28 protein-coding genes are annotated in these 23,597 nt (G+C 37.2%); 10 read left to right on the top strand and 18 right to left on the bottom strand.

The genetic code is table 11. From position 1 onward, the window contains the following. Positions 1-127 precede the first annotated feature (127 nt). Positions 128-1,606 (top strand): potassium/proton antiporter, encoded by a 1,479-nt coding sequence (locus LJC66_RS10220; protein ID WP_230932478.1) that lies wholly within the window; start codon positions 128-130, stop codon positions 1,604-1,606. 42 nt (positions 1,607-1,648) lie between these two features. Here the strand turns inward: LJC66_RS10220 and LJC66_RS10215 are convergent, their stop codons facing one another. Together LJC66_RS10215 and LJC66_RS10210 are read right to left on the bottom strand one after the other, a co-directional pair. Next, positions 1,649-2,416 (bottom strand): polysaccharide deacetylase family protein, encoded by a 768-nt coding sequence (locus tag LJC66_RS10215; RefSeq protein WP_025752060.1) that lies wholly within the window; start codon positions 2,414-2,416, stop codon positions 1,649-1,651. Continuing rightward, positions 2,417-2,560 (bottom strand): hypothetical protein, encoded by a 144-nt coding sequence (locus LJC66_RS10210; RefSeq protein WP_013056734.1) that lies wholly within the window; start codon positions 2,558-2,560, stop codon positions 2,417-2,419. A gap of 139 nt (positions 2,561-2,699) precedes the next feature. Here LJC66_RS10210 and LJC66_RS10205 point away from each other — a divergent pair, with 139 nt between their 5' ends. From LJC66_RS10205 to LJC66_RS10195, 3 genes are read left to right on the top strand one after another with little or no spacing between them, the layout of a single operon-like run. Next, a complete protein-coding gene (locus tag LJC66_RS10205) occupies positions 2,700-3,209 on the top strand; it encodes a hypothetical protein (RefSeq protein ID WP_230932477.1) in 510 nt (169 codons plus the stop codon). A 21-nt stretch (positions 3,210-3,230) separates the two neighbouring features. Next, on the top strand, positions 3,231-3,548 hold the full coding sequence (locus LJC66_RS10200) for a hypothetical protein (protein WP_230932476.1): 318 nt from the start codon (positions 3,231-3,233) through the stop codon (positions 3,546-3,548). After that, positions 3,524-3,805 (top strand): hypothetical protein, encoded by a 282-nt coding sequence (locus LJC66_RS10195; protein ID WP_230932475.1) that lies wholly within the window; start codon positions 3,524-3,526, stop codon positions 3,803-3,805. Before LJC66_RS10200 ends, LJC66_RS10195 begins: the two co-directional genes overlap by 25 nt. Before the next feature lie 46 nt (positions 3,806-3,851). Here LJC66_RS10195 and LJC66_RS10190 read toward each other — a convergent pair whose 3' ends face one another. The 3 genes from LJC66_RS10190 to ltaS all read right to left on the bottom strand — a co-directional run bounded on the left by LJC66_RS10190 (position 3,852) and on the right by ltaS (position 7,770). Continuing rightward, the gene (locus LJC66_RS10190; RefSeq protein ID WP_230932474.1) at positions 3,852-4,997 is read right to left on the bottom strand and encodes a toxic anion resistance protein; all 1,146 of its coding nucleotides are present in this window, start codon (positions 4,995-4,997) and stop codon (positions 3,852-3,854) included. Between the two features lie 24 nt (positions 4,998-5,021). Further along, positions 5,022-5,666: a 5-bromo-4-chloroindolyl phosphate hydrolysis family protein gene (locus tag LJC66_RS10185; protein WP_230932473.1), complete on the bottom strand. Its 645-nt coding sequence runs from the start codon at positions 5,664-5,666 to the stop codon at positions 5,022-5,024. A gap of 166 nt (positions 5,667-5,832) precedes the next feature. Then, a complete protein-coding gene (gene ltaS, locus LJC66_RS10180; protein ID WP_013056729.1) occupies positions 5,833-7,770 on the bottom strand; it encodes a lipoteichoic acid synthase in 1,938 nt (645 codons plus the stop codon). A 669-nt stretch (positions 7,771-8,439) separates the two neighbouring features. Here ltaS and LJC66_RS10175 point away from each other — a divergent pair. Beyond that, complete coding sequence (locus tag LJC66_RS10175) at positions 8,440-8,892, top strand: hypothetical protein (protein ID WP_013056728.1); 453 nt, start codon at positions 8,440-8,442, stop codon at positions 8,890-8,892. Positions 8,893-8,894: 2 nt separating this feature from the next. On the opposite strand, the gene LJC66_RS10170 is transcribed toward LJC66_RS10175, so the two are convergent. Then, positions 8,895-9,407, bottom strand: coding sequence for a glycosyl-4,4'-diaponeurosporenoate acyltransferase CrtO family protein (locus LJC66_RS10170; RefSeq protein ID WP_230932472.1), 513 nt, complete (start codon positions 9,405-9,407; stop codon positions 8,895-8,897). Then, a complete protein-coding gene (locus LJC66_RS10165) occupies positions 9,350-10,453 on the bottom strand; it encodes a glycosyltransferase family 2 protein (protein ID WP_230932471.1) in 1,104 nt (367 codons plus the stop codon). The genes LJC66_RS10170 and LJC66_RS10165 overlap by 58 nt, the downstream gene beginning before the upstream one ends. 136 nt (positions 10,454-10,589) lie before the next feature. Between LJC66_RS10165 and LJC66_RS10160 the strand changes: the two genes are divergently transcribed. Next, positions 10,590-12,101 (top strand): phytoene desaturase family protein, encoded by a 1,512-nt coding sequence (locus LJC66_RS10160; RefSeq protein WP_195694336.1) that lies wholly within the window; start codon positions 10,590-10,592, stop codon positions 12,099-12,101. Positions 12,102-12,132: 31 nt separating this feature from the next. Here the strand turns inward: LJC66_RS10160 and LJC66_RS10155 are convergent, their stop codons facing one another. After that, a complete protein-coding gene (locus tag LJC66_RS10155) occupies positions 12,133-12,885 on the bottom strand; it encodes an SDR family NAD(P)-dependent oxidoreductase (protein WP_195694338.1) in 753 nt (250 codons plus the stop codon). Between the two features lie 220 nt (positions 12,886-13,105). Between LJC66_RS10155 and LJC66_RS10150 the strand changes: the two genes are divergently transcribed. Continuing rightward, on the top strand, positions 13,106-14,479 hold the full coding sequence (locus tag LJC66_RS10150; protein WP_050690005.1) for an MATE family efflux transporter: 1,374 nt from the start codon (positions 13,106-13,108) through the stop codon (positions 14,477-14,479). 86 nt (positions 14,480-14,565) lie between these two features. Here LJC66_RS10150 and LJC66_RS10145 read toward each other — a convergent pair whose 3' ends face one another. Then, positions 14,566-14,844 carry an AbrB/MazE/SpoVT family DNA-binding domain-containing protein gene (locus LJC66_RS10145; protein WP_025752053.1) on the bottom strand — a complete coding sequence of 93 codons (279 nt, stop codon included), beginning with the start codon at positions 14,842-14,844 and terminating at the stop codon, positions 14,566-14,568. Positions 14,845-15,218: 374 nt separating this feature from the next. Then, positions 15,219-15,599: a replication termination protein gene (locus LJC66_RS10140; protein WP_013056721.1), complete on the bottom strand. Its 381-nt coding sequence runs from the start codon at positions 15,597-15,599 to the stop codon at positions 15,219-15,221. Positions 15,600-15,828: 229 nt separating this feature from the next. Here LJC66_RS10140 and LJC66_RS10135 point away from each other — a divergent pair, with 229 nt between their 5' ends. Next, the gene (locus tag LJC66_RS10135; RefSeq protein WP_013082862.1) at positions 15,829-16,263 is read left to right on the top strand and encodes an Hsp20/alpha crystallin family protein; all 435 of its coding nucleotides are present in this window, start codon (positions 15,829-15,831) and stop codon (positions 16,261-16,263) included. A gap of 41 nt (positions 16,264-16,304) precedes the next feature. On the opposite strand, the gene LJC66_RS10130 is transcribed toward LJC66_RS10135, so the two are convergent. Both LJC66_RS10130 and LJC66_RS10125 read right to left on the bottom strand, forming a co-directional pair. Further along, positions 16,305-17,066, bottom strand: a complete 762-nt coding sequence (locus LJC66_RS10130; RefSeq protein ID WP_195694343.1) for an anti-sigma factor — start codon at positions 17,064-17,066, stop codon at positions 16,305-16,307. After that, positions 17,063-17,629 carry an RNA polymerase sigma factor gene (locus LJC66_RS10125; RefSeq protein ID WP_025752052.1) on the bottom strand — a complete coding sequence of 189 codons (567 nt, stop codon included), beginning with the start codon at positions 17,627-17,629 and terminating at the stop codon, positions 17,063-17,065. Before LJC66_RS10125 ends, LJC66_RS10130 begins: the two co-directional genes overlap by 4 nt. Positions 17,630-17,778: 149 nt before the next feature. Here LJC66_RS10125 and LJC66_RS10120 point away from each other — a divergent pair, with 149 nt between their 5' ends. Then, the gene (locus tag LJC66_RS10120) at positions 17,779-18,177 is read left to right on the top strand and encodes a thiol-disulfide oxidoreductase DCC family protein (RefSeq protein ID WP_013082859.1); all 399 of its coding nucleotides are present in this window, start codon (positions 17,779-17,781) and stop codon (positions 18,175-18,177) included. A 158-nt stretch (positions 18,178-18,335) separates the two neighbouring features. Here the strand turns inward: LJC66_RS10120 and proC are convergent, their stop codons facing one another. The 4 genes from proC to LJC66_RS10100 are packed head-to-tail and all read right to left on the bottom strand — an operon-like array spanning position 18,336 to position 21,110. After that, positions 18,336-19,139: a pyrroline-5-carboxylate reductase gene (proC, locus tag LJC66_RS10115; RefSeq protein ID WP_195694345.1), complete on the bottom strand. Its 804-nt coding sequence runs from the start codon at positions 19,137-19,139 to the stop codon at positions 18,336-18,338. A gap of 3 nt (positions 19,140-19,142) precedes the next feature. Beyond that, entirely contained in the window at positions 19,143-19,805 is a 663-nt protein-coding gene (gene bshB2, locus LJC66_RS10110) for a bacillithiol biosynthesis deacetylase BshB2 (protein ID WP_013056715.1), read from the bottom strand. Positions 19,806-19,828: 23 nt separating this feature from the next. Next, the gene (locus LJC66_RS10105; RefSeq protein ID WP_013056714.1) at positions 19,829-20,176 is read right to left on the bottom strand and encodes a YojF family protein; all 348 of its coding nucleotides are present in this window, start codon (positions 20,174-20,176) and stop codon (positions 19,829-19,831) included. A 46-nt stretch (positions 20,177-20,222) separates the two neighbouring features. Beyond that, positions 20,223-21,110 (bottom strand): 5'-3' exonuclease, encoded by an 888-nt coding sequence (locus LJC66_RS10100; protein WP_230932470.1) that lies wholly within the window; start codon positions 21,108-21,110, stop codon positions 20,223-20,225. Between the two features lie 243 nt (positions 21,111-21,353). Here LJC66_RS10100 and LJC66_RS10095 point away from each other — a divergent pair, with 243 nt between their 5' ends. After that, positions 21,354-21,665, top strand: coding sequence for a hypothetical protein (locus tag LJC66_RS10095; protein WP_016763842.1), 312 nt, complete (start codon positions 21,354-21,356; stop codon positions 21,663-21,665). A 50-nt stretch (positions 21,666-21,715) separates the two neighbouring features. Here LJC66_RS10095 and LJC66_RS10090 read toward each other — a convergent pair whose 3' ends face one another. Together LJC66_RS10090 and panE are read right to left on the bottom strand one after the other, a co-directional pair. Continuing rightward, complete coding sequence (locus LJC66_RS10090; protein ID WP_230932469.1) at positions 21,716-22,516, bottom strand: GIY-YIG nuclease family protein; 801 nt, start codon at positions 22,514-22,516, stop codon at positions 21,716-21,718. Next, a complete protein-coding gene (gene panE, locus LJC66_RS10085) occupies positions 22,516-23,445 on the bottom strand; it encodes a 2-dehydropantoate 2-reductase (protein WP_230932468.1) in 930 nt (309 codons plus the stop codon). Before panE ends, LJC66_RS10090 begins: the two co-directional genes overlap by 1 nt. Between the last annotated feature and the right edge of the window lie 152 nt (positions 23,446-23,597).

The raw sequence follows: 23,597 nt of genomic DNA, 5'->3' as shown, positions 1-23,597 counted from the left end.
GATGTTTATGCATCTCTTTTTTTGATAAGCAGATTTCTCAAGGTTTTAAATCCATTATGCTACAATTATTATAGAAGAGCCTCACTTATTGCTTACATAAAAATTTTGAACAAAAGAGGTGTATTTTTTGGATTTTACGGTAGACCATTCAATTCTTTTACTATCTATTCTCCTTGTCATAGGGGTACTTACTGCAAAGTTCTCTACTCGCCTTGGAGTTCCTTCGCTTGTACTCTTTATTATTGTAGGAATGGTTGTTAGCCACTACATCTACTTTGACAATGCTCTTTTAACACAAGGATTCGGAATATTAGCGCTTATCATTATTCTTTTTGATGGGGGCGTGCAGACCAAATGGAAAGATGTTAAACGCGTTGTTCGCCCTTCCGTTTCATTAGCTACTTTCGGAGTCCTCATTACGACAGTTTTAACGGGTGCACTTGCCAAATATATTTTAGGTGTTACTTGGCTTGAAGGCTTTTTATTTGGGGCAATCGTTGGCTCTACAGATGCTGCAGCCGTGTTCTCTGTACTAGGGACACAGAATATCCGCCAAAAATTAAACTCCACGCTAGAAGCAGAATCTGGTTCCAATGATCCGATGGCCATCTTCTTAACCGTTTCTATTATTGAAATAATTCAACATCCGGACTCTCCTATCCTCTTGTTAATCCTTAATTTCTTTTGGCAAATGGGAATCGGGCTGGTACTTGGTTTAGTACTCGGAAAAGCATCCGTCTGGATTATTAATCGAATTAATTTGGATTCTTCAGGTCTTTACCCTGTGCTTACATTGTCATTGGCCGCCTTAACCTATGGAATTTCCACATTTGTAGAAGCAAGCGGTCTACTTGCTGTATATGTAATGGCAGTGGTAGTAGGGAATGCAGATCTAACTTATCGTCACACAATTGTCCGCTTTAACGAAGGTTTTGCATGGATGATGCAAATTTTAATGTTTATTTTACTCGGCCTTCTTGTCTTTCCTAATCAACTGCTAGATATCATTTGGCAGGGTATACTGTTATCTCTTTTACTTATGTTTGTCGCTCGTCCACTCGGCGTATTTCTTTCGATGATGTTTGCTAAATACTCACCCAAAGAAAAACTGTTTATTTCTTGGGCCGGTTTAAAAGGGGCTGTTCCAATTGTATTGGCTACTTATCCTATGATGGCAGGTTTGGAGAACAGCACGCTCATTTTTAACGTCGTTTTCTTTGTTGTCTTAACTTCCGCTCTTCTTCAAGGAGCAACAATCGCTCCTTTAGCCAAATTTCTAAATCTTTCTCAAGGTGAAAAAGAGACGGTTCCTCACAGTCTCGAGCTTGTTTCGATGGGCAAAACCAAAAATGAAATGATTGAGCTGAAGCTCGTGGAACATGCAGATATATCAGGAAAATCGCTTGAAGAACTTCACCTCCCTGAAGACATTTTAGTGACTGCTGTTATTCGAGATGATAAACTACTTACTCCTAGAGGAAATACACAAATTTTTGCAGGGGATACATTATATATTCTTATTTCGAAGAAAAAACGGGATAAAGTAAAAGCATTTTTCCAAAAAAATACGTCTGATGGGGACGAAAGAGAAGGAAAAACCAGTTAAAAAATTGGTTAAAGTCTTTACGAGAAAAAATACAGCACCCGATTATTGAACGGAGTGCTGTTTTTGCTGTTGCATCAAATAAAGAGATTTATAATTGGGGTGATGTTTTAAAAGTTCTGAGACCGTTACAAATTTATACCCCTCTTCCTTTAACTTCGGTAAAATTTGTTTTAATGCTTCAATGGTTTGGGTTCGATCTCCTCCCGTATCATGAAACAATACAATATCTCCTGACCTGGCATGGTTAAGCACTTGACTTACAATTTTACCTACGCCTGGATTTCTCCAATCAAATGTATCTTGATGCCAAGACCAAAGAATAATGGTATACTGCTGATTTTTAGCAGCTTTTACTACCCTATCGTCATAATAGCCAGTAGGTGGACGAAACAGGTAAGGTTTTATTCCTGTAATAGCTTGTATACGTTCATCCGCTTTTTCGATTTCTTGTTCAATTCTCTCTACTTCCTGGCCCCTTACTTTCAAATGGCTATATGTATGATTGGCAAGTTCATGCCCTTCACGAACTTCTCTTTGAGCAAGCTTGGGAAACGACGTTACTCGATCGCCGACTACAAAAAAAGTTGCTTTGGCACCGTACTCTTGCAATAAGTTCAAAATGGTCGGCGTATATTTAGGATCTGGTCCATCATCAAATGTGAGCGCAATCAACTTCTCGTCTTTCATGGGAACTTCCCACACGATATCTCCTTTTTTTTCATAATAAAATCTGCTCTTCTTTGCAGCATCCGCCTGAATACCATAGAAATTAATGGAAACAATAATGATAATTGACAAGCACCATTTCACTCAATGACCTCCTTTTTTGTCTAGGTGTGATTCATGCGTATTGTCAATAAACGCTTTGATACCAACTGCAAATAATCGTTCATCACCCAAACACACGCGCTGTTGACGGCGATTAGCTGCAGAAGTTGATTTACGGTTTTTCATAGTCTTCTCTCCATTACTAATTGATTGTGTTTTTAGCTTTACCAAAAAGTCAAAAATAAACCTACAGGTTCTAACATGGCGAAAACATTTTTTTATAGTAACTACACGCTGTCTAGCGTTTTGAATAGGAGATATATACATGCGAAAATTTTATTTAGCGCTTCTGTTAATGATAAGCATAACCATGGTTATACTGCCTTCTGTTAAAGCAGTCAGTGAAAGCAATAAGGAACATCAGCAGCTCACCGTAAGCGAACAAGGATATTCTCTTTCATTGCCCAATGAATATACGCTTCAAAAAGAAGAGGATGGAAAAGATATTCTTTTTTCAACCAAGACTCCCTATACGTGGATGCGAATTGAAGTCCTTTCCGCGAAAGAAAGTACAAGCAAATCATATCTAGAGCGCTCAAAAGAATTGTTTGATGACCAGTTTGGAAAATCGTTAAAAATTTCTTCTACATCCCTATTTCTTCAACCTGTTATGTTTGCATCTACATCAGGGAGTAAAAAAGAAACGGCAAAGCTGTATGTACTAAGAGAAACAAAGGGGCACCCTGCTTTAAAAATCACGATGGTTACAGCTGAAAATTCTGATGATGAAAAAAAGTTAATTTCAATTGTGAACTCAGTAAAAACGCATGAATGAAAATAGATAAGGAAGCCAACTATGAAAAAAAAGATATTTCTTGTTTGCTTTATATGTTTGATGGGTGGCTGCTCAACTGCTTTTCGTGAAGAGCTTATTAACACACAAGAAGAAATTCCAAAAGAACGCTTGCCACAGCAAAAGTTCACCTATCCTTACAAAGGAAGCAGCAGAACAGATGCGGGTTATCTTAAAAGAAGCACCAATCAAAACTATACGCTTTACGTACTAGAAGGATACGAGTTTACAGAAGAAGAGCCACGAAAAGATGTCATTTACAACAAAAAAATGATGCTTTGTGGATGCGGATTGAAGTGTTTCCCTCAAATAAAAGTGTAGAGGAGCTCAATAAAGAAACAAAAGAAATTTTAAGAGCTGGCTTTTCGGAAGTGGCTTCTCTTGATACACACCTCATTCACCATAACTTAGAGATAGAAGCTGCGTACAAAGCGTCAGATGATAAAAGTAACGCATACGGTTTTCTCGTTCGAAAGCAAAATCAACACCCTACTTTCCGGTTAACGATCTTTGCTCCTAAATCCGAAAGGGATTTAACGCCGTTTTTTGAAATGGCGAGAACGCTTCAAAATGCATAAAACAGAGAAAAAGTCGGTTTACAAAGTGTGTAAACCGACTTTTTCTTTATTTCATATCTAACAGTTTAGTTTTTAAATCTTTTTCCATTTGATACAGCTCTGATTCTGCCTCGGTACGCTTCGTACGTCCTTCTTCTTGTATCTTTAGCACTTCTTCTAACGTGGTAATCAAATCGGACTGCGTTTTTTTCAATGTTTCGATATCGACAATCCCCGCCTCGTTTTCACGAGCTACTTCAATCGTGTTCTGCTTGAGCAGCTCTGAATTTTTAGTAAGCAAGTCGTTTGTTGTCTTAGATACTTGCTTTTGGGCTTCCATTGCTTTCTTTTGGCGTAATAAAGTGGTTGCGATTACTACTTGATTTTTCCAAAGTGGAATAGCCGTTAAAATAGAGCTTTGAATTTTTTCAACAAGGGTCTGATTGACTTCTTGAATTAATCGAATCTGCGGTGCACTTTGAATGGCAATTTGACGGCTCAGTTTTAAATCATGCACTCGTTTTTCTAGCCTATTGATAAATTGATTTAAATCATTGACTTCCTGAGCCATCAAGTAATCATTTTTTTGAGATGCTGTTTGCTGAAGCTGGGGCAGCGTTTCATTCTGCAGCCCCACTAACTTATATTCTGCCGCTGCAATGTAGACGTTAAGCGCCTCGTAAAACTGTTTATTTTTATCATATAAGCTATCTAGCATCGTAATGTCTCGATACAGCATTTGTTTTGAGCGCTCTAACTTATCTGCAATTTTATCAATTTCAACATTAATGCTTTGATATTTTGTTAATAAATTTTGAATAGGCCTAGAGACTCCTGAAAACAATCGACCGATGACTCCTTTTTTCTTTGCAGAAAAATCATCGGGATTCACTTGGCGAATCTTACTCATTAAATCTCCTATAACGTCTCCTACTGGTCCCGTATCTTTCGTTTGAACATGCTGTAGTACAGATTGAGAAAACTGAGATAGTTCTGACTGAGCTGCTACCCCGTACTGTAAGATAGCCTGCTGATTTTTATAATCAATTTGATTTGCGATTTTCTGTGCTTTTTCCTGATATTCCGGTGTCAAATCATCGTATGTGTTTCTTTTTACAGCGCGAGAGTCCGATTGTACCTGCGGGGTAGGCGACGCAAAAGGGTCATCAAGCAGCGCATCTAACGATTGATTTTGATTATATTCTTTCATCATAAAATCCCATCCTTTGCATTTACGTTACTTTGTGCGATTAGTAGCTGTCGGTATATACGGCTGCTCTTCTTCAAATGCTTGTTTTAGCACTTTAAGCTCTACATCTAACGTCAGCTTATCTTGTGAAAGAGCATTTGTTAATAAATGCTCATACTTTCCTGATAACCCGCGCAGCATGTCTTCCGCTTCATGAAGACTTTCTTTGACTTCTATGCTTTTCGTTGGTTTTGATAATAAAAACATATACCTTTCAATGACGGTAACCGTTGATTGTAAGTAGTTCGTAAAAAAGGGCTGAACATCTTTATATCGTGCGGGCTCTTTTTCTACCATTTCAATGATGCTTTTACCTACTTTGTATAGTTTAGAAAGTTCTGTCCACATATGAACAGATCGAATTTTAAAACGATAGCTTCCAATGGTTCTTAATTGCTTTCTTGCCTCTTTTACTTGATGACGAACGTATGCAATTTCTTCTCTATACGGATTTTGATAATGACGTCGAGCACTGCTCATAATAAAAAACAGGCTCATCACGACCATTACTCCTACACTAATGCCAAAGGATTGAATCATCGTGGTACTAAATCCAAAATAGCTGACCGGAACGGCTACTGCTCCTGTTACCCAAATGGCAAGAATCTTTTTTATAATTCGAACGACTTTCATCGCTTTCACTCCTATCTCAAATGTGACCGAACTTTTAAACGTATACATATTATACCATTGTCTTCCCGTCTCTTAAAACGATTACTGTTATAATTTATATACGGATAAAACCTTTAAAGGTTTCACAAAACAAAAAAACAGGCAGCTATTAAAAGCTGCCTGTTTTTTATTGATCTTCGCGCTTGTTGTAATCATACTTCGAGCGTTCAATTGGTTTGAACCCTTCTGGCGTATGAAAGCGGAGTAAATCTCCGTAAACAAGTTTATCTGATAGTTCTAGCTTTTTCTTAACTAGTTCATCATACTTATCATACTGTTTCGCTTCCTTATCTGAAAGCTGCTTGCCCGTTGCGTTGTCATACACTTTCTGATCAACTTTTGTTACCTTAGGTGTAACAAAGTCACCGTTACGGAAAGGTACAACTTGCTGATGTTCTTTTGATAATAAGTCTGTACCAAAGTCAATATAGTCTTTTGTATCAAGACCTAATAAATGCATCACTGTTGGACGAACATCTACGTCTCCACCATACGTATGATTTACGCCGCCTTTAAGGCCTGGTGAAGTAATAAATAATGGTACGCGCTGCAGCTGAGCTTGTTCAAAATCATTGATGTTTTTACCCATTACTTTGCCCATTGCACGCTTATGGTTTTCAGAAATACCGTAGTGGTCACCGTACATCACGACCATCGTATTGTCTGCTAAGCCAGAGGCCTGTAAATCCTCAAAGAATTGCTTGATTGATTCATCTAAATAACGAGCCGTTTGGAAGTATTGGTCAACTGACTTATCTCCTGTATTATGAGGTCCAATCGTTTGGTCTTCCTTATCTAGCGGATAAGGGAAGTGGTTTGATAACGTAATGAACTTCGCGCTAAATGGCTGCTTTAAGCCTTTTAGGTACGGCATTGATTCTTTAAAGAATGGCTTATCTTTTAAACCATAGTTCAACGTATCTTCGTCTGACATATTGTAATAAGCTGAATCAAAGAATTTTTCTACACCCATTGATTTATACATTTCGTCACGGTTCCAGAACGATTTTCCATTTCCGTGGAACACAGATGTTGTATAGCCTTGCTGATCTAGAATACCAGACAGCGACTGATAGGTGTTATTTGCTTTTGTTGTAAATACAGAACCTTGAGGTAAGCCGAATAATGAGTTCTCCATCATGAATTCAGCATCTGACGTTTTACCTTGCCCTGTTTGATGGAAGAAGTTATCGAAATACATTGTGTTCTGATCTTTTAATAGTGAATTTAAGAATGGCGTTACTTCTTCACCATTTAACTTATAACCAATCATAAATGACTGAAGTGACTCTAATGAAATATAGATAACGTTTTTGCCTTTTGCTTGACCGAAATATTCTTTGTTCGGCTCAGCATATGTTGCTTTTGCATAGTTCTCTACCTCAGCCACATCACTGCTATCTGCTAGCGCGCGCTGTGCTGAAGATTTCGAGCTCTGGATGATGTCATAGATCGTATAGTTATACGTTCCTAAATATTTTACTAAATAGTTGCGGTCAAATGTTCTTGTTAATAGTTGAGGACGATCCATTTCCGCTAGTGCGATGTTGGCACTTAAGAATAAAATCCCTGATAGAAATACACCTGTCACAGTACGTCGACTAATTGTTGCTGGTAAGTCAACTTTTTTCCATAGTACTAAAACTAAAAGAATAAAGAAATCTGTGAAGTATAAAATATCAGTTGGGCTAATTAAAGCCATGGCACTGCCGCCTAATTGACCAAAGTTGTTTGACTGAGTCAATACAGGAACAGTAATAAAATCATTAAAGAAGCGATAGTATACTACATTTGCGTACAGGATGAATGAAAGTAAGAAATTCATTCCAAGCAGTGCTCGTACTTTTCCGCGCCCTTTAAATAGTAATGCAATGGCAAAAAAGAAAATTGCCGAACCAATTGGGTTTATGAAAAGTAAGAACTTTTGCATAAAATTATCTAGCCCTAAGTTAAATTCGATACGATAAACGGTATACGTTTTAATCCAAAACAACAAAACTGCAATTAGAAATAACGGCAGCTGTTTCGAAAAAATATTTTTACCGTTTGTCATGAGCTGTTTCATATTCCCACCTCTGTCTCTATTGAAATTTAAGCTCACTTTTATTTTTATAGTAAATGTAAAAAGAAATCTCTCTTACAAAAAATGTAAGAGAGCTAATCTGTTCTTTCACATTTTAACTCTTTTAAAAAAATTGTCAACACCGTTACGTATAATTTTCACCAAACGTGAGAAAATAACTACTTTCTTATTCCCAGCTCTATCGGCTTTCAAACACAAATGTATTCTGTGCTTTTTTCTTCTCACTATTTAATACGGACAGCTTCTCTTTAAGTTTCACTATTTTATATTTATTTTTTATTTTGTCCACTATACATATAAATTTAACACTTGCCTTAGTTTTCCTTCTACTTTACAAGAGAATGCATAAAAGCACTTGTGAATATTTGTTATATCAATCCCTCTTATTTTCTTTTCTTTCTACAGTAAACCACATATTTTGAGTTATTTCTTTCTTTAAATATGAAAAAAATGTGTCAGTTTGCATCGAAAATTTTTATTTTTTTACCTTTTTGTTTATAATATAAATTATAAATATTATTTGAAATTTCAGATCTCTTTAACGTCTGATCTAGAAAGTGCATTTTTTATATAAAATTGGAATGAGTACGGGCTATGCATGCGTGTATGCCTAGCAGTTTAAACGTCTTACATTTTTATAAAGGAGAAAAAATGAAAGAATGTATTGTTTTCATTACAAATATTATTAATGTATTGCACGACGGATTAATTTATATTTTTTATTTACTAGGATTTTCTCTTTCAGATAAAGAACTTCACTTCTGGATTATCGGTATTATTGGACTGCTCACGTTTTTAAGCGTTTATATGATCTTTAAATTATTGTCAAAGTGGAAATTTAGTATTACAGCTATTTCTTTTATCTATACCCTTACCGTTATGCTTGTCTTAGTTTTTGCCATTGAAATTCAGCAAGGAATTACCACTCGGGGCAATATGGAATTTGATGATGCTATAGCAGGTTTATGGGGGTTTTTAGTCTTTTTTAGTATTTATATCGCCTTTGCTTCTTTTTTTCTTTTATCCAAGAAGTTATTGTCTTCGAATAAGGAGAAAAAAATAAAAACCGAGGCCCCTACTCGGAGCCAAAGGCACGTGAATTAATTTCATTTGAGTTTCAAAACAACTTGATGAATTCGTATTCGATTATATCGTTGAACCAAAATAAACGGGACGTTTGCGACAATCGCATAAATAACCATCCAAACACCTATAGAAGGAGAGTTCCATATAAAAAAAAGAATAGAAGGAAGTATGCTGATCCAGTGAGTTAACTCTGCTCGATTTGTTTCAATTAAAAAAAGCTGTGCATATTCCTTCGTTCTACTCTCCCATTTCTTTTTATAAAATCCTCGTTTAAATAGCTTTCCTGCATCAGGAAGCCACGTTTTCCATCGGTGTACCCCGAATTTTTTATATATCCCAACTGTTTCCCAGCTTTGAACCTTAAACAGCGCAAGGTCCTTTTTTAAATAAAAGGCAGAAATTTTTGTGCATCTGTAGGCGATGAACATGTGAATCACAAACCATGCCATGATATTAATTAAGAGCTGAACACCTGTCATTTTATCACTTTCTTCTTTTTTTCTTCTTCTATAGATATGCTGCGTTCTTTCCATTTAACTTTCTTTCTCACCGCTGTTTGGATGAAAGACCATACGAATAGACCCAGAAAAAATAGCACATGAATAGGAAATAAGCATAAAGAAAAAAAAGGAAACGAACCTATTTTTCTTAAGCTATTAAATAAGAGACTTACATAGCAAACATAGCTGCTAATTGCCAAGCCTGCATGTTGATTCCATAGAGTAGGTAAAAAAAGGACATAATTAATCATGCTAGTAAGCCACAAACTTATTAGAAATAAATAAATGGCTTCCGTTTTCCCCGCACCTGAAGCAAAACTTTTACTCCACCCTCTTATAAGGCTTTTCATACCATTTGGATACATACGCATGGAAAGAGCTCCCTGTCCACTCATACACGTAATAAATTCACCTTGTTTGTTCATTTTCTCAACCAGCGCCATATTTTCAACCACTTCTTTTTTTATCCCTTCGTGGCCTCCGCTTTGAAAGTAGGAGGCTGCGCTGCAAAGCAAGCACTGCCCGAAACCGACAGAAGGACTTTTCCAATTTTTAAAGGGGTGAAACGCGCCAATCGATGCAAACGTAACATAGTGAAATAAAGCAGAAAACATTTCATAAGGCCTCTTAACAAGGTGATAAGGATGAACCGACAGCACACCCCCTTGCTGTTGGTAATAGAAAAATACTTTTTCAATTCCGTCTTTCTCTACTGTAATATCAGCATCTAAAAACAAAAGCACCGAGCCTTTTGCTTCTCGTGCTCCATTCCAGCATGCCCATGACTTTCCTAGCCATCCAGCTGGAAGTGCGCCCGGGTGCACTACTTTTACGCCAGATGCTTTGGCTACCCTCTCAGTATTATCTGTTGAATTGTCATCTACAACAATCACTTCAAAGTCAGCATTCTCTAACTGGAGTGACTGCAATAAAAAGGTAAGGTTTCTTTCTTCATTTCTAGCTGGAATAATAATGGACAAACATGACATATCGTTTTTTACTATTTTTACACGTTTAAATGTAGGGATAGTGATGACAAGCGTACCTGTCAAGACAAGAGCAACCAGTAAAAAGGACATCCTTTTCTCCTTTCCTTTACGTATGAAAATTAGCGAACTGGACAAAATAAAAAGTTGTAGACCTATTTTTATTTTGCGTGAAGTCATTTTATACACATTGTTGACAACTCGCTTTGGTTTTATAAGGAGGAAAAAGATGAAAAAGAAAGTAATTGTTGTAGGCGCAGGTTTAGGTGGTCTGTCAGCTGCTATTCGTCTGTCAGCTGATGGATATGATGTAACAGTCGTTGAAAAAAGCGAGCGAATTGGCGGTAAGTTAAATATTCGCAGCGGCAAAGGATTTTCTTTCGATACGGGACCTTCTATTTTAACGATGCCGTGGGTGCTAGAGCAGCTATTTGAAAGTGCGGGCCGCAATATCCACGACTACTTAACAATAGAACGAATTGAGCCTCAGTGGAGAACTTTTTTCCAAGATGGAACACAAATTGATTTGACCAGTGACCTTCCTGGCATGCTTCAGCAGCTTCAAGAGCTTGCTCCAGAAGACATTGAAGGTTTTTTTGACTATTTATCTTATGCAAATAAAATGTATGAATCGAACTTAAAAAGTTTTTATAAAAAAAGTTTATCTGGACTGCACGACTTACGAACGATGCACACAGTAAAAGAACTGCTTCAAATGGATCCAATGAGATCTATGGATGCTACTACACGCAAATATTTTTCAAACAAACATTTGCGTCAATTGTTTAATTTTTTAATTATGTACATCGGTTCTTCTCCTTATCATGCACCGGCTGTATTAACACAGCTTGCTCACGTTCAGCTAGGATTAGGTATTTATTACGTAAAAGGCGGAATGTACAAAATCGCTGAAGCGATGGATAAGCTTCTTCAAGAACTTGGCGTCACTGTGCATCTAAATACGCCGGTAAAAGAAATCACAACAAGCGGAGCAAAGGCAACTGGAATTACACTAGAAAATGGCGAGAATCTATCAGCAGATATTGTGGTATCTAATCTAGAAGCAATTCCAACTTACCGCTATTTATTAAAGAATCATGCGCAGGCAGCTAAGCAAACTCAGCAGCTTGCTAAATTCGAGCCTACTGTTTCTGGGCTTGTTCTTTTATTAGGGGTTAACAAACAGTACAAGCAGCTTCAACATCATAATTTCTTCTTCTCAAAGGATCAGAAAGAAGAGTTTGATACAATCTTTAACAAAGGTCAAGTAGCTATGGATCCGACAATTTACATTGGCGTATCGTCTAAATCAGACCCTACGCAAGCTCCTGAAGGAAAAGAAAATCTGTTCGTTCTTACTCATGTACCTCCTTTAAAAGAAGGCGACGACTGGGCTGCATTAAAAGACCGCTACCGGGATGTCGTATTGAAAAAGCTTGAGGCAATGGGATTAGAAGACTTACGTTCAAGCATTGAGTTTGAATATACGTTTACTCCTAACGATATCCAGGAGCTTTACGGTGCTAACGGCGGGTCCATTTATGGCGTAGCGACTGACCGTAAGAAAAATGGAGGTTTTAAAATCCCGGCAAGAAGTCAGCTTCTTTCTAACCTTTATTTTGTAGGCGGCTCTACACACCCTGGAGGCGGGGTGCCAATGGTGACATTATCTGGTCAGCTTACAGCGGACGCAATTAACGAAGATTTTCAGATTCCCCGTATGCAAAAAGATATTGGATAATGAAAAAGTGCAGGAAATTCCTGCACTTTTTTTAAAAGTTCATTTTTGACTGCCCACCGTCTACGTTTAACGTCGCACCCACTATCCATGAAGCTTGAGAAGATGCTAAAAAAGCAACGGCGTTTGCCACTTCTTCCGGCTCTCCAAAGCGCCCTGCTGGTATTTCGTTTTCAACAAACTGCTTAATCTTTTCCGGATTTTCATCCATTCTTTTTTTCCAATTACCCGTTTCATGCAAAATGCTTCCCGGCGCTACTCCATTTACACGAATTCCTTTAGAAATCATTTCATCTGCAAACGACTTTGTAAAGCTGATAAGCGCTGATTTTGCGTTATTGTACGTGACTTTCCCTCCACTTTCTCTCCCGAAAATAGACGTCACATTAACGATTGCCCCATCTTTTGTCATACGAGCTGCTGCTAGCTTGCTCAAGTGGACAGCTGAAAAATAGTTAAGCTCCATCGCTTCTTTGAAAAGGGATAAATCTGTTTCCATTGCCTTGCTTCCATTACTTCCTCCAGCGTTATTAATTAAAATATCGATGCTTCCAAAGTCTTTAATGAATTTCTCGATTAATGCAACTCTGTCTGATTCGTTTGTTAGGTCTGCTGTATATGTACGTACGTTTTCTAATTCTGACTGTGCATCCTGTAGCGCTTCCTCTCCTCTTGCCGCAATTCCAACGTTTGCTCCTTCTTGAATAAACAAGGCAGCAATAGCTTTCCCAATTCCTTTTGACCCGCCGGTAATAAGTACATTTTTATTTTGCAACTGTAAATCCACACGTATCCCTCCACGCTAAATGATAATTACTATACTTTCTATCATAGCTCACTGCATGTCAAAATTAAAATCATATACTGTTTTACCTTTTTACTCCTTTTAAATCGCTGCGTTTTATGGATACGTTCTTTGAATTTATTGTCAGAACTCTTAGCAAAAACAAGCCACGGCGTGATATAATGCTTTTTGGTGTAAATGTTTTCAAATTGGGGGTTTTTTAATGCAACAAACGTTTTCAACGTCTCAAAAAGTTAAGCAGTTCGTTTTTATTTTATTTCCGATATTGGTCACCCAGTTTGGAATGTTTTCAATGACTTTTTTTGATACGATGATGTCAGGAAGAGTTAGCGCAGACGACTTGGCAGGGGTAGCAATTGGTTCAAGCTTATGGGTACCTGTTTTTACAGGGCTAAGCGGAATTTTAATGTCTATTACGCCAATTGTTGCACAGCTTGTCGGAGCTAATCAAAAGAAAAAAGTTCCGTTCTCCGTCATTCAAGGGCTTTATGTCTCCATTTTAATGGCCGTTGTGATTATTTTAATCGGCTTTTTTGTTGTTGATCCTATTTTAAAAGGGATGAATTTAGAAGCAAACGTAATGCGCATTGCCAAACAGTATTTAATTGCTTTATCTTTTGGTATTATTCCGCTTTTTATTTATACGGTTTTACGAAACTTTATTGATGCTTTAGGGCAAACTCGTACGTCTATGCTTATCACCATTTTAGGGCTTCCGGTTAATGTAGCTTTGAACTATGTATTAATCTTCGGTAAGCTAGGCTTCCCCCACTTAGGTGGAGTAGGCTCTGGTTATGCAACTGCCGTTACGTATTGGTGCATACTCATTGTATCCATTGTAATTATTCATAAAAAAGAACCTTTTTCTAACTTCGATTTATTTAAAAGATTTCACCGTATCTCTTTTTCTAATTGGAAAGAAATATTAAAAATTGGTTTACCTATCGGTTTTTCGGTCTTTTTTGAAACAAGTATTTTTTCAGCCGTCACGCTGTTTATGAGCTCATACAATACCATTACAATCGCTTCTCACCAAGCAGCTATTAATTTTGCCTCATTTCTCTATATGATTCCGCTGAGTATTTCTATGGCTTTAACAATTGTTGTAGGATTTGAAGCGGGTGCTAAACGGAATCAAGATGCACGAAGCTATAGCAGGATCGGTATAACAATTGCTGTTGGCATGGCTTTTGTTTGCGCATGTCTTTTATTTACTCTTCGAGAATCTGTAGCATCTTTATATACAAAAGATGCAGAGGTACTCGCATTAACTTCTCACTTTTTGATTTATGCAATTTTCTTTCAGCTTTCTGATGCTCTTCAAGCTCCTATTCAAGGCGCTCTGCGAGGATATAAGGATGTAAATGTTACCTTTTTAATGTCCTTGGTATCTTATTGGGTAATTGGTCTACCTTTAGGCATTGTTTTAGCAAAATACACCGATTTGCAGGCGTTTGGCTATTGGGTTGGACTAATTGCGGGGCTCGCTGCAGGAGCAACAGGACTTGCGTATCGTTTGATAAAAATACAAAAAAAGCAGCTGCTAGAGGAGGATAAATCTTCTCGAACGGCTTAAACAAAAAAAGAACGTTCTCAAAAGAACGTTCTTTTTTTGTTTAAAGATGGATCGATATTCTTCCTTATACTAAGGCCTAAAACTTCTTATTTATTTAAGGTACGCTCTAACTCTTGTAAAAGCTGTTCCGCACCTTTTTTACTTAACACAACGTTTCCATTCCCAAAGGTTAAGTTTTCACGCGTAATTTCCCCAGTTACTAAGCAAGCACCATACGGGCTATACTTTTGTAAAATAATAATATCTTCATCAACATATATTTCTACTGGATCACCTGTGTTGATATTTAAAATGCGGCGCAATTCAATAGGAATTACTACGCGACCCAATTCATCTACTTTTCTTACAATTCCTGTAGACTTCATAAAATCCATTCCTTTCATAGTAAACAAATAATATCTTCTCGATACAAATCTAGTCAAATTCGTCAGAGTTGCTAAAACCAAAATGCTTCAATGATGGTCTGATAACGGTTTATAAGTTCTTAAAATATGGCAAATAACGCATTAAATAGATTTATATACACTTTGTATCATATCAATTCGTACACTATTTATGAATAGTGCATAATCTTTAAAATCGAATTCATCCATATATGTTAAAAGTGTGTATTTTATCCATAATATAACTATATATCCATCTTTTACACTACTTTGTACCCATTTTATAACTTTTATTCCGACATAAGACGACAAAATCAGCTATAGAAAAAACGTGCCTTTTCTAACTAAAGACACGTTCATTTGGACCCGAAGTTGTCACGAATAGCTTTTTGAATCATAGCTTCACACCGCTCCAGCTCTACTTTTAATTGTTTTTTATATAGTTTAGCTTTCTCTTCTCCCTCATTTGTAAATGTATAATAAACCACTTCTTGAAGCTTCATTCCTTCTTTTTTACGCTTCACCTGTTTGAGGACACCGTCTTCAATCAAGTCATGAAGGGCTTTGTATACTTCAGAATGATTAGGTTTGAACCCAAAAGGTCGAAATTCATCTCTCAACACATCTAATAACCGAAGGCCATACAGACGCTCTTGTTCTGTCATCGTAATCATATATAATTTTAAGAAAGCACGTTGTTTTAATAGAAAACCACTGGATGTACGCTTTTCTCTCATCTCAACTTCCTCCTTCACATACTTGCTTTCATTCAGGAAAATAGAAAGCTCTATACGTAATTATACTTTTTTTATTCTACATAATCCTTCTTTTTCACTCAAAATCTCTTTTTTTTCTCACATTTTTTCACTTATTTACGCGTTTTTCTCATTCTTTGTAAGCAGGCATTGAATTTTCTTTTTTTCATATATATAGAAGGAATTTACGTGAATATAAGGAGGGGTTCCTTTGAGTAAAAAATATGAAGAGATTGATTGGGGTTCGATTCAGCATAAGGTAGAAGATATGCTTGGAAATCACTTTTGGAGCGATTTAAATCACATCTTACCAAAGCGATTTCCAAACGTCGACTTATATGAAACCGATAAAGAAGGCATTATCGTCGTTGAGGTTCCTGGACTGCATTCAACTAACGACATTCAAATCAAGTTGGACGCAAATATATTAACAGTTGAAGGGAACGTTCCTTATGCTTATGAAGCATCTAAACAAAAGTTAAAGCTCAACGAACGCCATACAGGCGTATTTTCTCGCACGGTCAAACTTCCTTTTCACTACACAGACGAACCAGTTCGCGCTAAGTACAAAAATGGATTATTGGAAATTCGACTGAATAAGATAGAAAATGACCAAACCATTGCCATACAATTTGAAGATGATTAACTGCACGTAACAAAACCCTTCTGTTAGCAGAAGGGTTTTTGTTAGAGCGCTGAACTTAACACAATGTTTCCTTTTGGCGTCTTGTTGTTCGCATTCGGTTCTAAAGTAATGGCCATAACATCCCACTTTTCAGTCTGTTCTTTTTGACTCATCGTATAGACCACTGTCCCGTTTCCATTTTTATCTGTTACAAAAGCACCTGCCGGATGAGGCTTATCACCTTTTATGAGCCACACCTGATAAACTTCATTTCCCTTTACGTTTTTCAAGTTATTCGCTTGAATGACCACATTTAAATTTCCACCTTTTTTCGTAAGAGATGCTGTTGCTTCACCAGAAACGTTCGGCTCCGCCTGCAGCTTCATTGTTTTTTCAGATGTAAGAGGTTCGTTTTGAGGAGCAACCGAAACATTTGGTTCTTGTTTGCCTTTGTCTCCATCTTTCAACAGAAAGTAGCTGTTTCCTGCAAGGGATAAAAGAAGTGCCGCAGCTAATCCAATAATGATGGATTTTTTATTTGATTTCTTAGACGCAGCATGTTGTTTTTCACTTTTTAAAGCGATTGGTTCTCTCTTTGTCTCATCTTGATCTTCTTCAAATACGTTCGCAAGTATTCGCTGTTTCATTTCTGGCGGAGGAGATTGTGCTGGTGTCAAATACGTTAGATCTCCAAGAACTTCCTCCAGCTCTCTTAGTTCTTCTTGACAGCTTTGACAGTTTTTTAAGTGCATTTCAAACTCTTTTTTCTCATGGGAAGTCAACTGATCATTATAGTAATCAATTAGTTTATTGCACATACTCATGAATCAGCTCTCCCTTCTGCATCAGTACCTAAATATGTTTTTAATTTCCGCAACGCTAATCGCACCCTACCCTTTACTGTTCCTAATGGGATTTGCTGCTCTTCTGCTACTTTTTGCTGCGTTAATCCCTTAAAATAAACGGATTGAATAATCTTTTTTTGGTCTTCAGACAATTTTGATACAGCGTGCCGTACTCTCTGCTGTTCTTCTTTCCACTGAAGCTGCTCGTCAATCTGAGGATGATCATCTTCAATAAAATCAAAAATTTCTTCTGAGAAAATAGGATCGTTTTTTCTTTTTCTTACAATATCAATCGCGGTGTTTCTTGTAATCGTAAACAGCCATGATGAAAACTTCCCTTTTTCATCGCTGTAAACTCCCTTTCCTCTCCACAGCTTAATAAACACTTCTTGAACAGCTTCTTCAGCAATATCAGAGCTATTTGTTAACCGGTATATAAACGAATAAAGAATTCGCTCATACTTGTCATACAGCAGTTCAAGGGCTTTTTTGTCTCGTTCTTTTATTCTATTGTATAAGACAACGTCGTTTTGCTCTTTCATACCCTTCTCCTTTAACTCTTATGAGTCCTTATTGTATAATCGAATTACCTTTGAATTTGGATCACTTTCACATCTTTTAAACGTACCTTTATTTTTCAAAAATGACAAGTAATTATACTTTTTTTATGGAATAGGAGCGAAATCGTCCAATGAAACATTTAATTCTTTTTGATGGTATATGTAATTTATGTAATAGCAGTGTTCAATATATTATTAAACATGATGAACAAGCTTTGTTTTCTTTCGCTTCTCTTCAATCAGATTTCGGAAAGCAGCAGCTAGCCTCTCACGGTTTACTTCCTGAGCAATTAGACAGCATTGTATATATTCATGGAAACCAAAGATATGTAAAATCAACGGCTGCTTTAAAAATCGCCAAGCGCTTAGATGGACCCGTTAAATTTTTATATGCTTTCATTATCATTCCTGCACCTATTCGAGATATAGTATACAACTGGATCGCTCGCAACCGATATAAGTGGTTTGGTAAACAGCAGCACTGCATGCTCCCAACTTCTGATATGAAAAAGCGGTTTGTTGATGACTAAAAAAATTTGGGACATAGAGAAAAAACAGCTCCAAAGAGGAATATATGTATGTTAAGGAAGTCTATTCATTAAAAAATCCGAACTGATTCAACATTCTAATGAAAGAATGCTGAACTATAGTTCGGATTTTTCAGCTAACATATGGTTGTACGAGTTTTTTAACTTCCACCCATTGCTTTTTTATTCGTTGCTTCAATTGCCTGTTTCATTATTAAAGAGAAGTCCTGTTCTTTCATCACTTTTAACCCTTCGGCAGTAGCGCCGCCTGGAGTTGTTACTCGCTCTCTTAAAGACGCAGGATCTTTGGTTTCATGCAGCATTTGTACAGAGCCATACATCATTTGAATAACTAAATCTTTGGCTGTTTTTTCATCTACACCGTAAGCAGTAGTTGCATCAATTAACGATTCTGCAAAATAATATAAAAACGCAGGTGCACTGCCAGTTACAGCCGTTAACTCATGTACTTCTTTCTCTGAACACTCATGCGCTTCACCAATTCCTTTTAAAATCATGTGAAGCACTTCTTTATGCTCTTTTGTGGCAAAAGTTCCAAGTGTATACAGTGACATCGATTGTCCAATCATAGCAGCTGTATTTGGCATAATCCAAGCGACAGGCGTATCTTGCGGAAGGTGATTTTCTAAGTAACTCGGACCAATTCCTGCCGCTAACGTTACGACAAATTGTTGATTTAAATGAGTTGAAAGTTCCTTGAGCACGGAAGGATGGGCCTCAGGAGGCATCGCTAAAATAATAACGTCCGAATTGTCAACTTCTTGGCGCCAATTTTGCGTCGTTTGTACGCCGTACGTTTTTTCAACACGCTGTAACCGCTCAATATCTCCGTTGTTTGACATCACCACTGCCTCAATACTGTCAGCGCTGCTCGTAACCAAACCAGCTGCTACAGCTTCAGCCATTCGTCCTGCTCCAATAAATAAAATTCGCTGTTTTTTCATCTGTTACTCCCAGTTATATGTCCAGAATTCTTCTCTAGTTAATAAACGTTCCATTTGCGGATAGTCAGATAAGCGGTCGAAGTCAATTGCGTTCATCATTCCTTCTGTTTGAGAACGATGGGCTTTTAACGCTTCAATTTTTTTATCTTTCATCGCTGTTACATCAAAAATAACATCTGGTTCTCCAATATGTTCAATACGATCTTTTGAAAACGCATGACACCAAACCACCGGACGCTTTTCTTTTGGCATACGTTTTACTGCTTGAATGGTAGCTGCTCCTGTAGCATTATGATCAGGGTGTACCGCAAAGCCAGGGTAATGCGTTAAAATGTGAGTCGGCTTTACATCGTTAATGATTTCTTCAATTTTATCTGCAAAAACATCAATATCAAGAAATTCCAGCGTTTTATCACGAAGCCCTAGCATACGCAAGTCTTGAATATCTAAAACGTTCGCTAAATCCAAAAGTTCTTTTTTTCGGATTTGAGGTAAAGTTTCACGGTTAGCAAACAGCGGTCTACCCATATTTCGTCCCATTTCACCTAGCGTAACACAGGCATATGTAACGGGCGTTCCTTTTTGTCTCGCTTGCGTGATCATTCCTGCTGCTCCATATGCTTCATCGTCAGGATGCGGAAATACAATTAATAATCTTTCTTCCATGTTCTATTCTCCTCTCTTTTCTGTTATGAAAACGGATGTTCACTTAATTGAAGGGCAACTGCTAAACGACCTTCAAAGTCATGCCCAGCTAGAAGAAGTCGGCCTTCTTCATCAATTTCCCAATCTGTTAATCCCTCTGCATAAATCCATCCTAAGTCAATTTGAAGACCTACACGATAAGGACCTTCTCCAGTTATCTTTCCGTTTGAAATAGTGACTTTACCATTGCGAATAAAAGCCCCAACTGTCATTACTTTTTCATTTACGTGTGAAGCATATGCACCGTTTGTCGTTTCAAGGTGTACATATACGTCTTTATTTAAAAATGTTTGTATTTTTTTTTGGACTGTTTCTTTATGAATTGGTTGCACGCTTGTTACTCCTTTCTCATGTTCATAAATTGTATTGTACTAAAAATCATGAGCGAATCCTAATGTTTAGTTCTAGACTTTGAATTTCTTTATTCCATCGTTCATAATCATACATAAATGTTAATTCTCCCCAAGTCAACATGCTGATTTCTTGAATGTCTATAATAATCTCAGCAAGTTCACGACTAAGCATACCTAGTTCTTTTCCTTCGACCAGCTTTTTTTTGTACCGATTAAAAGCTGGATCTAATTGTTCAATTTGTGCATAAATTTCATGGATAGAGCCATATTGTTGAATAAGAGGCAGTGCGGCTTTTTCTCCTACACCAGGAACGCCCGGAATATTGTCAGATTTGTCACCAAGCAATGCTTTTACGTCCACCCATTGACGAGGATGAATATTGTATTCTTCTTGAAAGTGCTTAAAGCCATAAACAAGATCTCCCACCTGCTTTTTAGCAATAATTTGTGAAATATGTTGATCTAGGAGCTGAAGCAAGTCTCGGTCGTTGCTGTAAATATATCCTGGGCTTTGCTTTTCTTTGCTCCACTTATTTGCCAGTGCGCCGATTAAATCATCTGCTTCATAAGAAGACAATGACATTTGATAAATCCCGACGGTGTCAAAAAACTGCTTTAACGTTTCGTACTGCTGAATCAGCGGCTCAGGCAGCTCTGCTCTTGTTTGCTTATATAGGGCGTATGTATCTTTACGTTTTGTATCCTCGCGCTTAACATCCCAAGCGACGAAAATATGGGTTGGCTCATATTGGTGAATCAATGCATGCATTTTTTGAATCGTTACTCTCAGGGCATTCGTAAATTGACCCTTACTGTTTCTTGTCAACGCTGCTTCATCTCTGCCATAAGAAGTAGCAAAATAACAGCGGCTTAATAAATTAAATCCATCAATTACTAATAGTGTTTCGTTCACATAGTCACGTCCTTTGAAAACTTTGCTCCTTTAGCTTTTAGAGCAAACATACTATAGCACTTGTTCTTTGCACGCGTCAATGAAGGGCACAAAGCTCAAAACACGCCCATTTTTTTCTCTCAATGTAAATGTAGTATAAAGATGTTAAATTGTTGTTATGATTTATTCGTTTGACTTTTAGAACTTTTGACTATCCTATAAAATGAGGATGAAAGATCAATCCTACAAATGAAGGTGAAAAAAGTGAATAAAAACACGATGATTAAAACATTAAAAGTTATATCTGTTGTGTCGCTTCTCGCTTTGTTATTTATCATTGCTTATGATCGTTCCATGTCTACATCCATGATTATTTTGTTCAGTTCGCTCATTTTCTTTGTATTTGTACTTAGCGACTTTTTTTTCGATCGCAAGCCATGGGGATTAAAAGGCCTTCAATTATATATATCACTGATGTTATTCATCATTGCCATTTTTGAAATGCATCAAGTTGTCAGTTCACTTTGCGTTATTTCCATTATGGCTCTACCAAAAGTTATTGACGAATTAGCTTAAGTGTGAATGATAAATGATAAAATCCATGATCACAATGATCATGGATTTTATCACGTTTTGAGTAATTTTTCAGAGATACGAAGAGCTTCTTCAATGCCAAATTTACGCACTAAACTGATGGCTTCCTTTATTTCTCGTTTTTTCAAATCATGGATCGGATTTAAATTTAACAACACTTGAATAACAACTAAATCCCACATCGTAAACATTATATTCTTTTTCATATCTCGCTGAAATGTATACTGCTCTTTTAAGAGCCGATCACTTATTGCTAACACTTTCGACTCCGGAAGATGTAGCTGCGCTCCTGCTTCTTGACAAGACCACAATTTTTTCACTCGATCTTCAGCATTCATATTTGCCACTCGTGCATATGTAATATCGCTGTTTTCTTGACGAATCTCTATCTCTTTTAACGTTGGCTTTAGCACCGTTTTTCGCTTGGAGGCTTTTTTCTTATCAACTCCTGTATCCTTGAGGCTTCTGCCGTGAACGGTGTAAATGTCGTATTCATTTTCTCTTTTTACATCTTGTTTATTGTATTTTGGAAAATAACCATTTACAAGCATCGTTCTCAGCATATCCAATTCTTTTTTTAATCCATGAACTTCAATATATCCAACAGCATAAATCTCTTTGTGAAATTTTTTTGTGTTGCTAACGCCTTTTCCTGCAACGTGAGCTCTTACTCTTTCTAATAGAGAGCCCGTCGTTGTTCCGATATACAAAAGCCTGCCGGGTTTATCAAAGAAAAAATAAATGCCGGGAGCGGAAGGCAATTGTCCTATTTCTGCTGTACTTAGCAGCTTCTGCAGTACCTGCATGACTGCTAAATCAATTTTCACTGTCATTATTTTTGATAACCTTTTAACATTTCTTCATACACTTTTAGATGCGTATACACAGTTTGAAGAAGGGGTACGTGTATAGACGATTTTTCAGCTAATGTCAGCAAATATCCTTGAAGGTGGTCTCCTTCAATTTGAGAACTTTTTTCCATATCACGCTGCATCGATGACTTCATGTCATACGTCATTTTGTCCATCGTATTCATATGCTGTTCAATAATCCCTTCAGCTAATGGGGCATCGTATGCCATCATAATATTTTCAACTTCTTTAAAAAGCTCTTGTACGAATTGACGCCCTCCTTTTGCCGCTAGCACTGGGCCAACAGGTGCGCGCATAAGAGTAGTCATGCCTGACATAACCGTAATAAATAAATACTTATGCCACATATCCTGTTCAATATATGAACTTTTTACAAACGAAGCTTTTGTACCACCGAACACTTGCTCAATCAGTTGTAATCTTTCTGTTTCCTTCTGCTTAAATTCACCAAATACAAGTCTGTGAGCAGGACTCGTCTGGACGACATCTCCATCTTTGTTTAACGTTGTCTCAATAAAGCACAGTCCCCCAATGACTTTTTCTTCCCCAAAAGCTTCTTGTAAAGGACCCACGTGAGCCATACCGTTTAACAAAGGTACGACAACTGTCTGATTCCCTATAAAAGGACGCACATCCTCAATTGCTTGTTTAAGATGATAAGCCTTAGTTGTGAACAAAATAACATCATAAGGCTCTTTCATCTCAGATTTTGTAATAGCTTGTACAGGTGAAGTGAAGTCACCGTGTATGCTCTTGATAACAAGTCCATTTTGTTCCAGCTCTTTTTTTCTGCGATCTCTGACAAGGAAAGTCACATCCTCTCCTTTTTCCACAAGCCTGCCTCCAAAGTAACCTCCAACGCCGCCTGCGCCTAAAACTAATATTCGCATAACTTTTGCTCCCCTTTTTCTTTTTCTTTTATTGTAGCACAGCTAGTTTGAAATTTTATAATATTCTTATTTCATTGTGTATTTTGAGTTTTTTACAAAAGATAGCCATAGCGCTTTTAAAGTTGTTATAATGAATACAAAAAAGCATAAAA

Origin of the sequence: Priestia sp. TSO9 (assembly GCF_021029645.1) — a bacterium.
GTDB lineage: Bacteria > Bacillota > Bacilli > Bacillales > Bacillaceae_H > Priestia > Priestia megaterium_E.
Note: the sequence above shows the minus strand (reverse complement) of the source record. Positions and strands in the feature narration are given on the sequence as shown.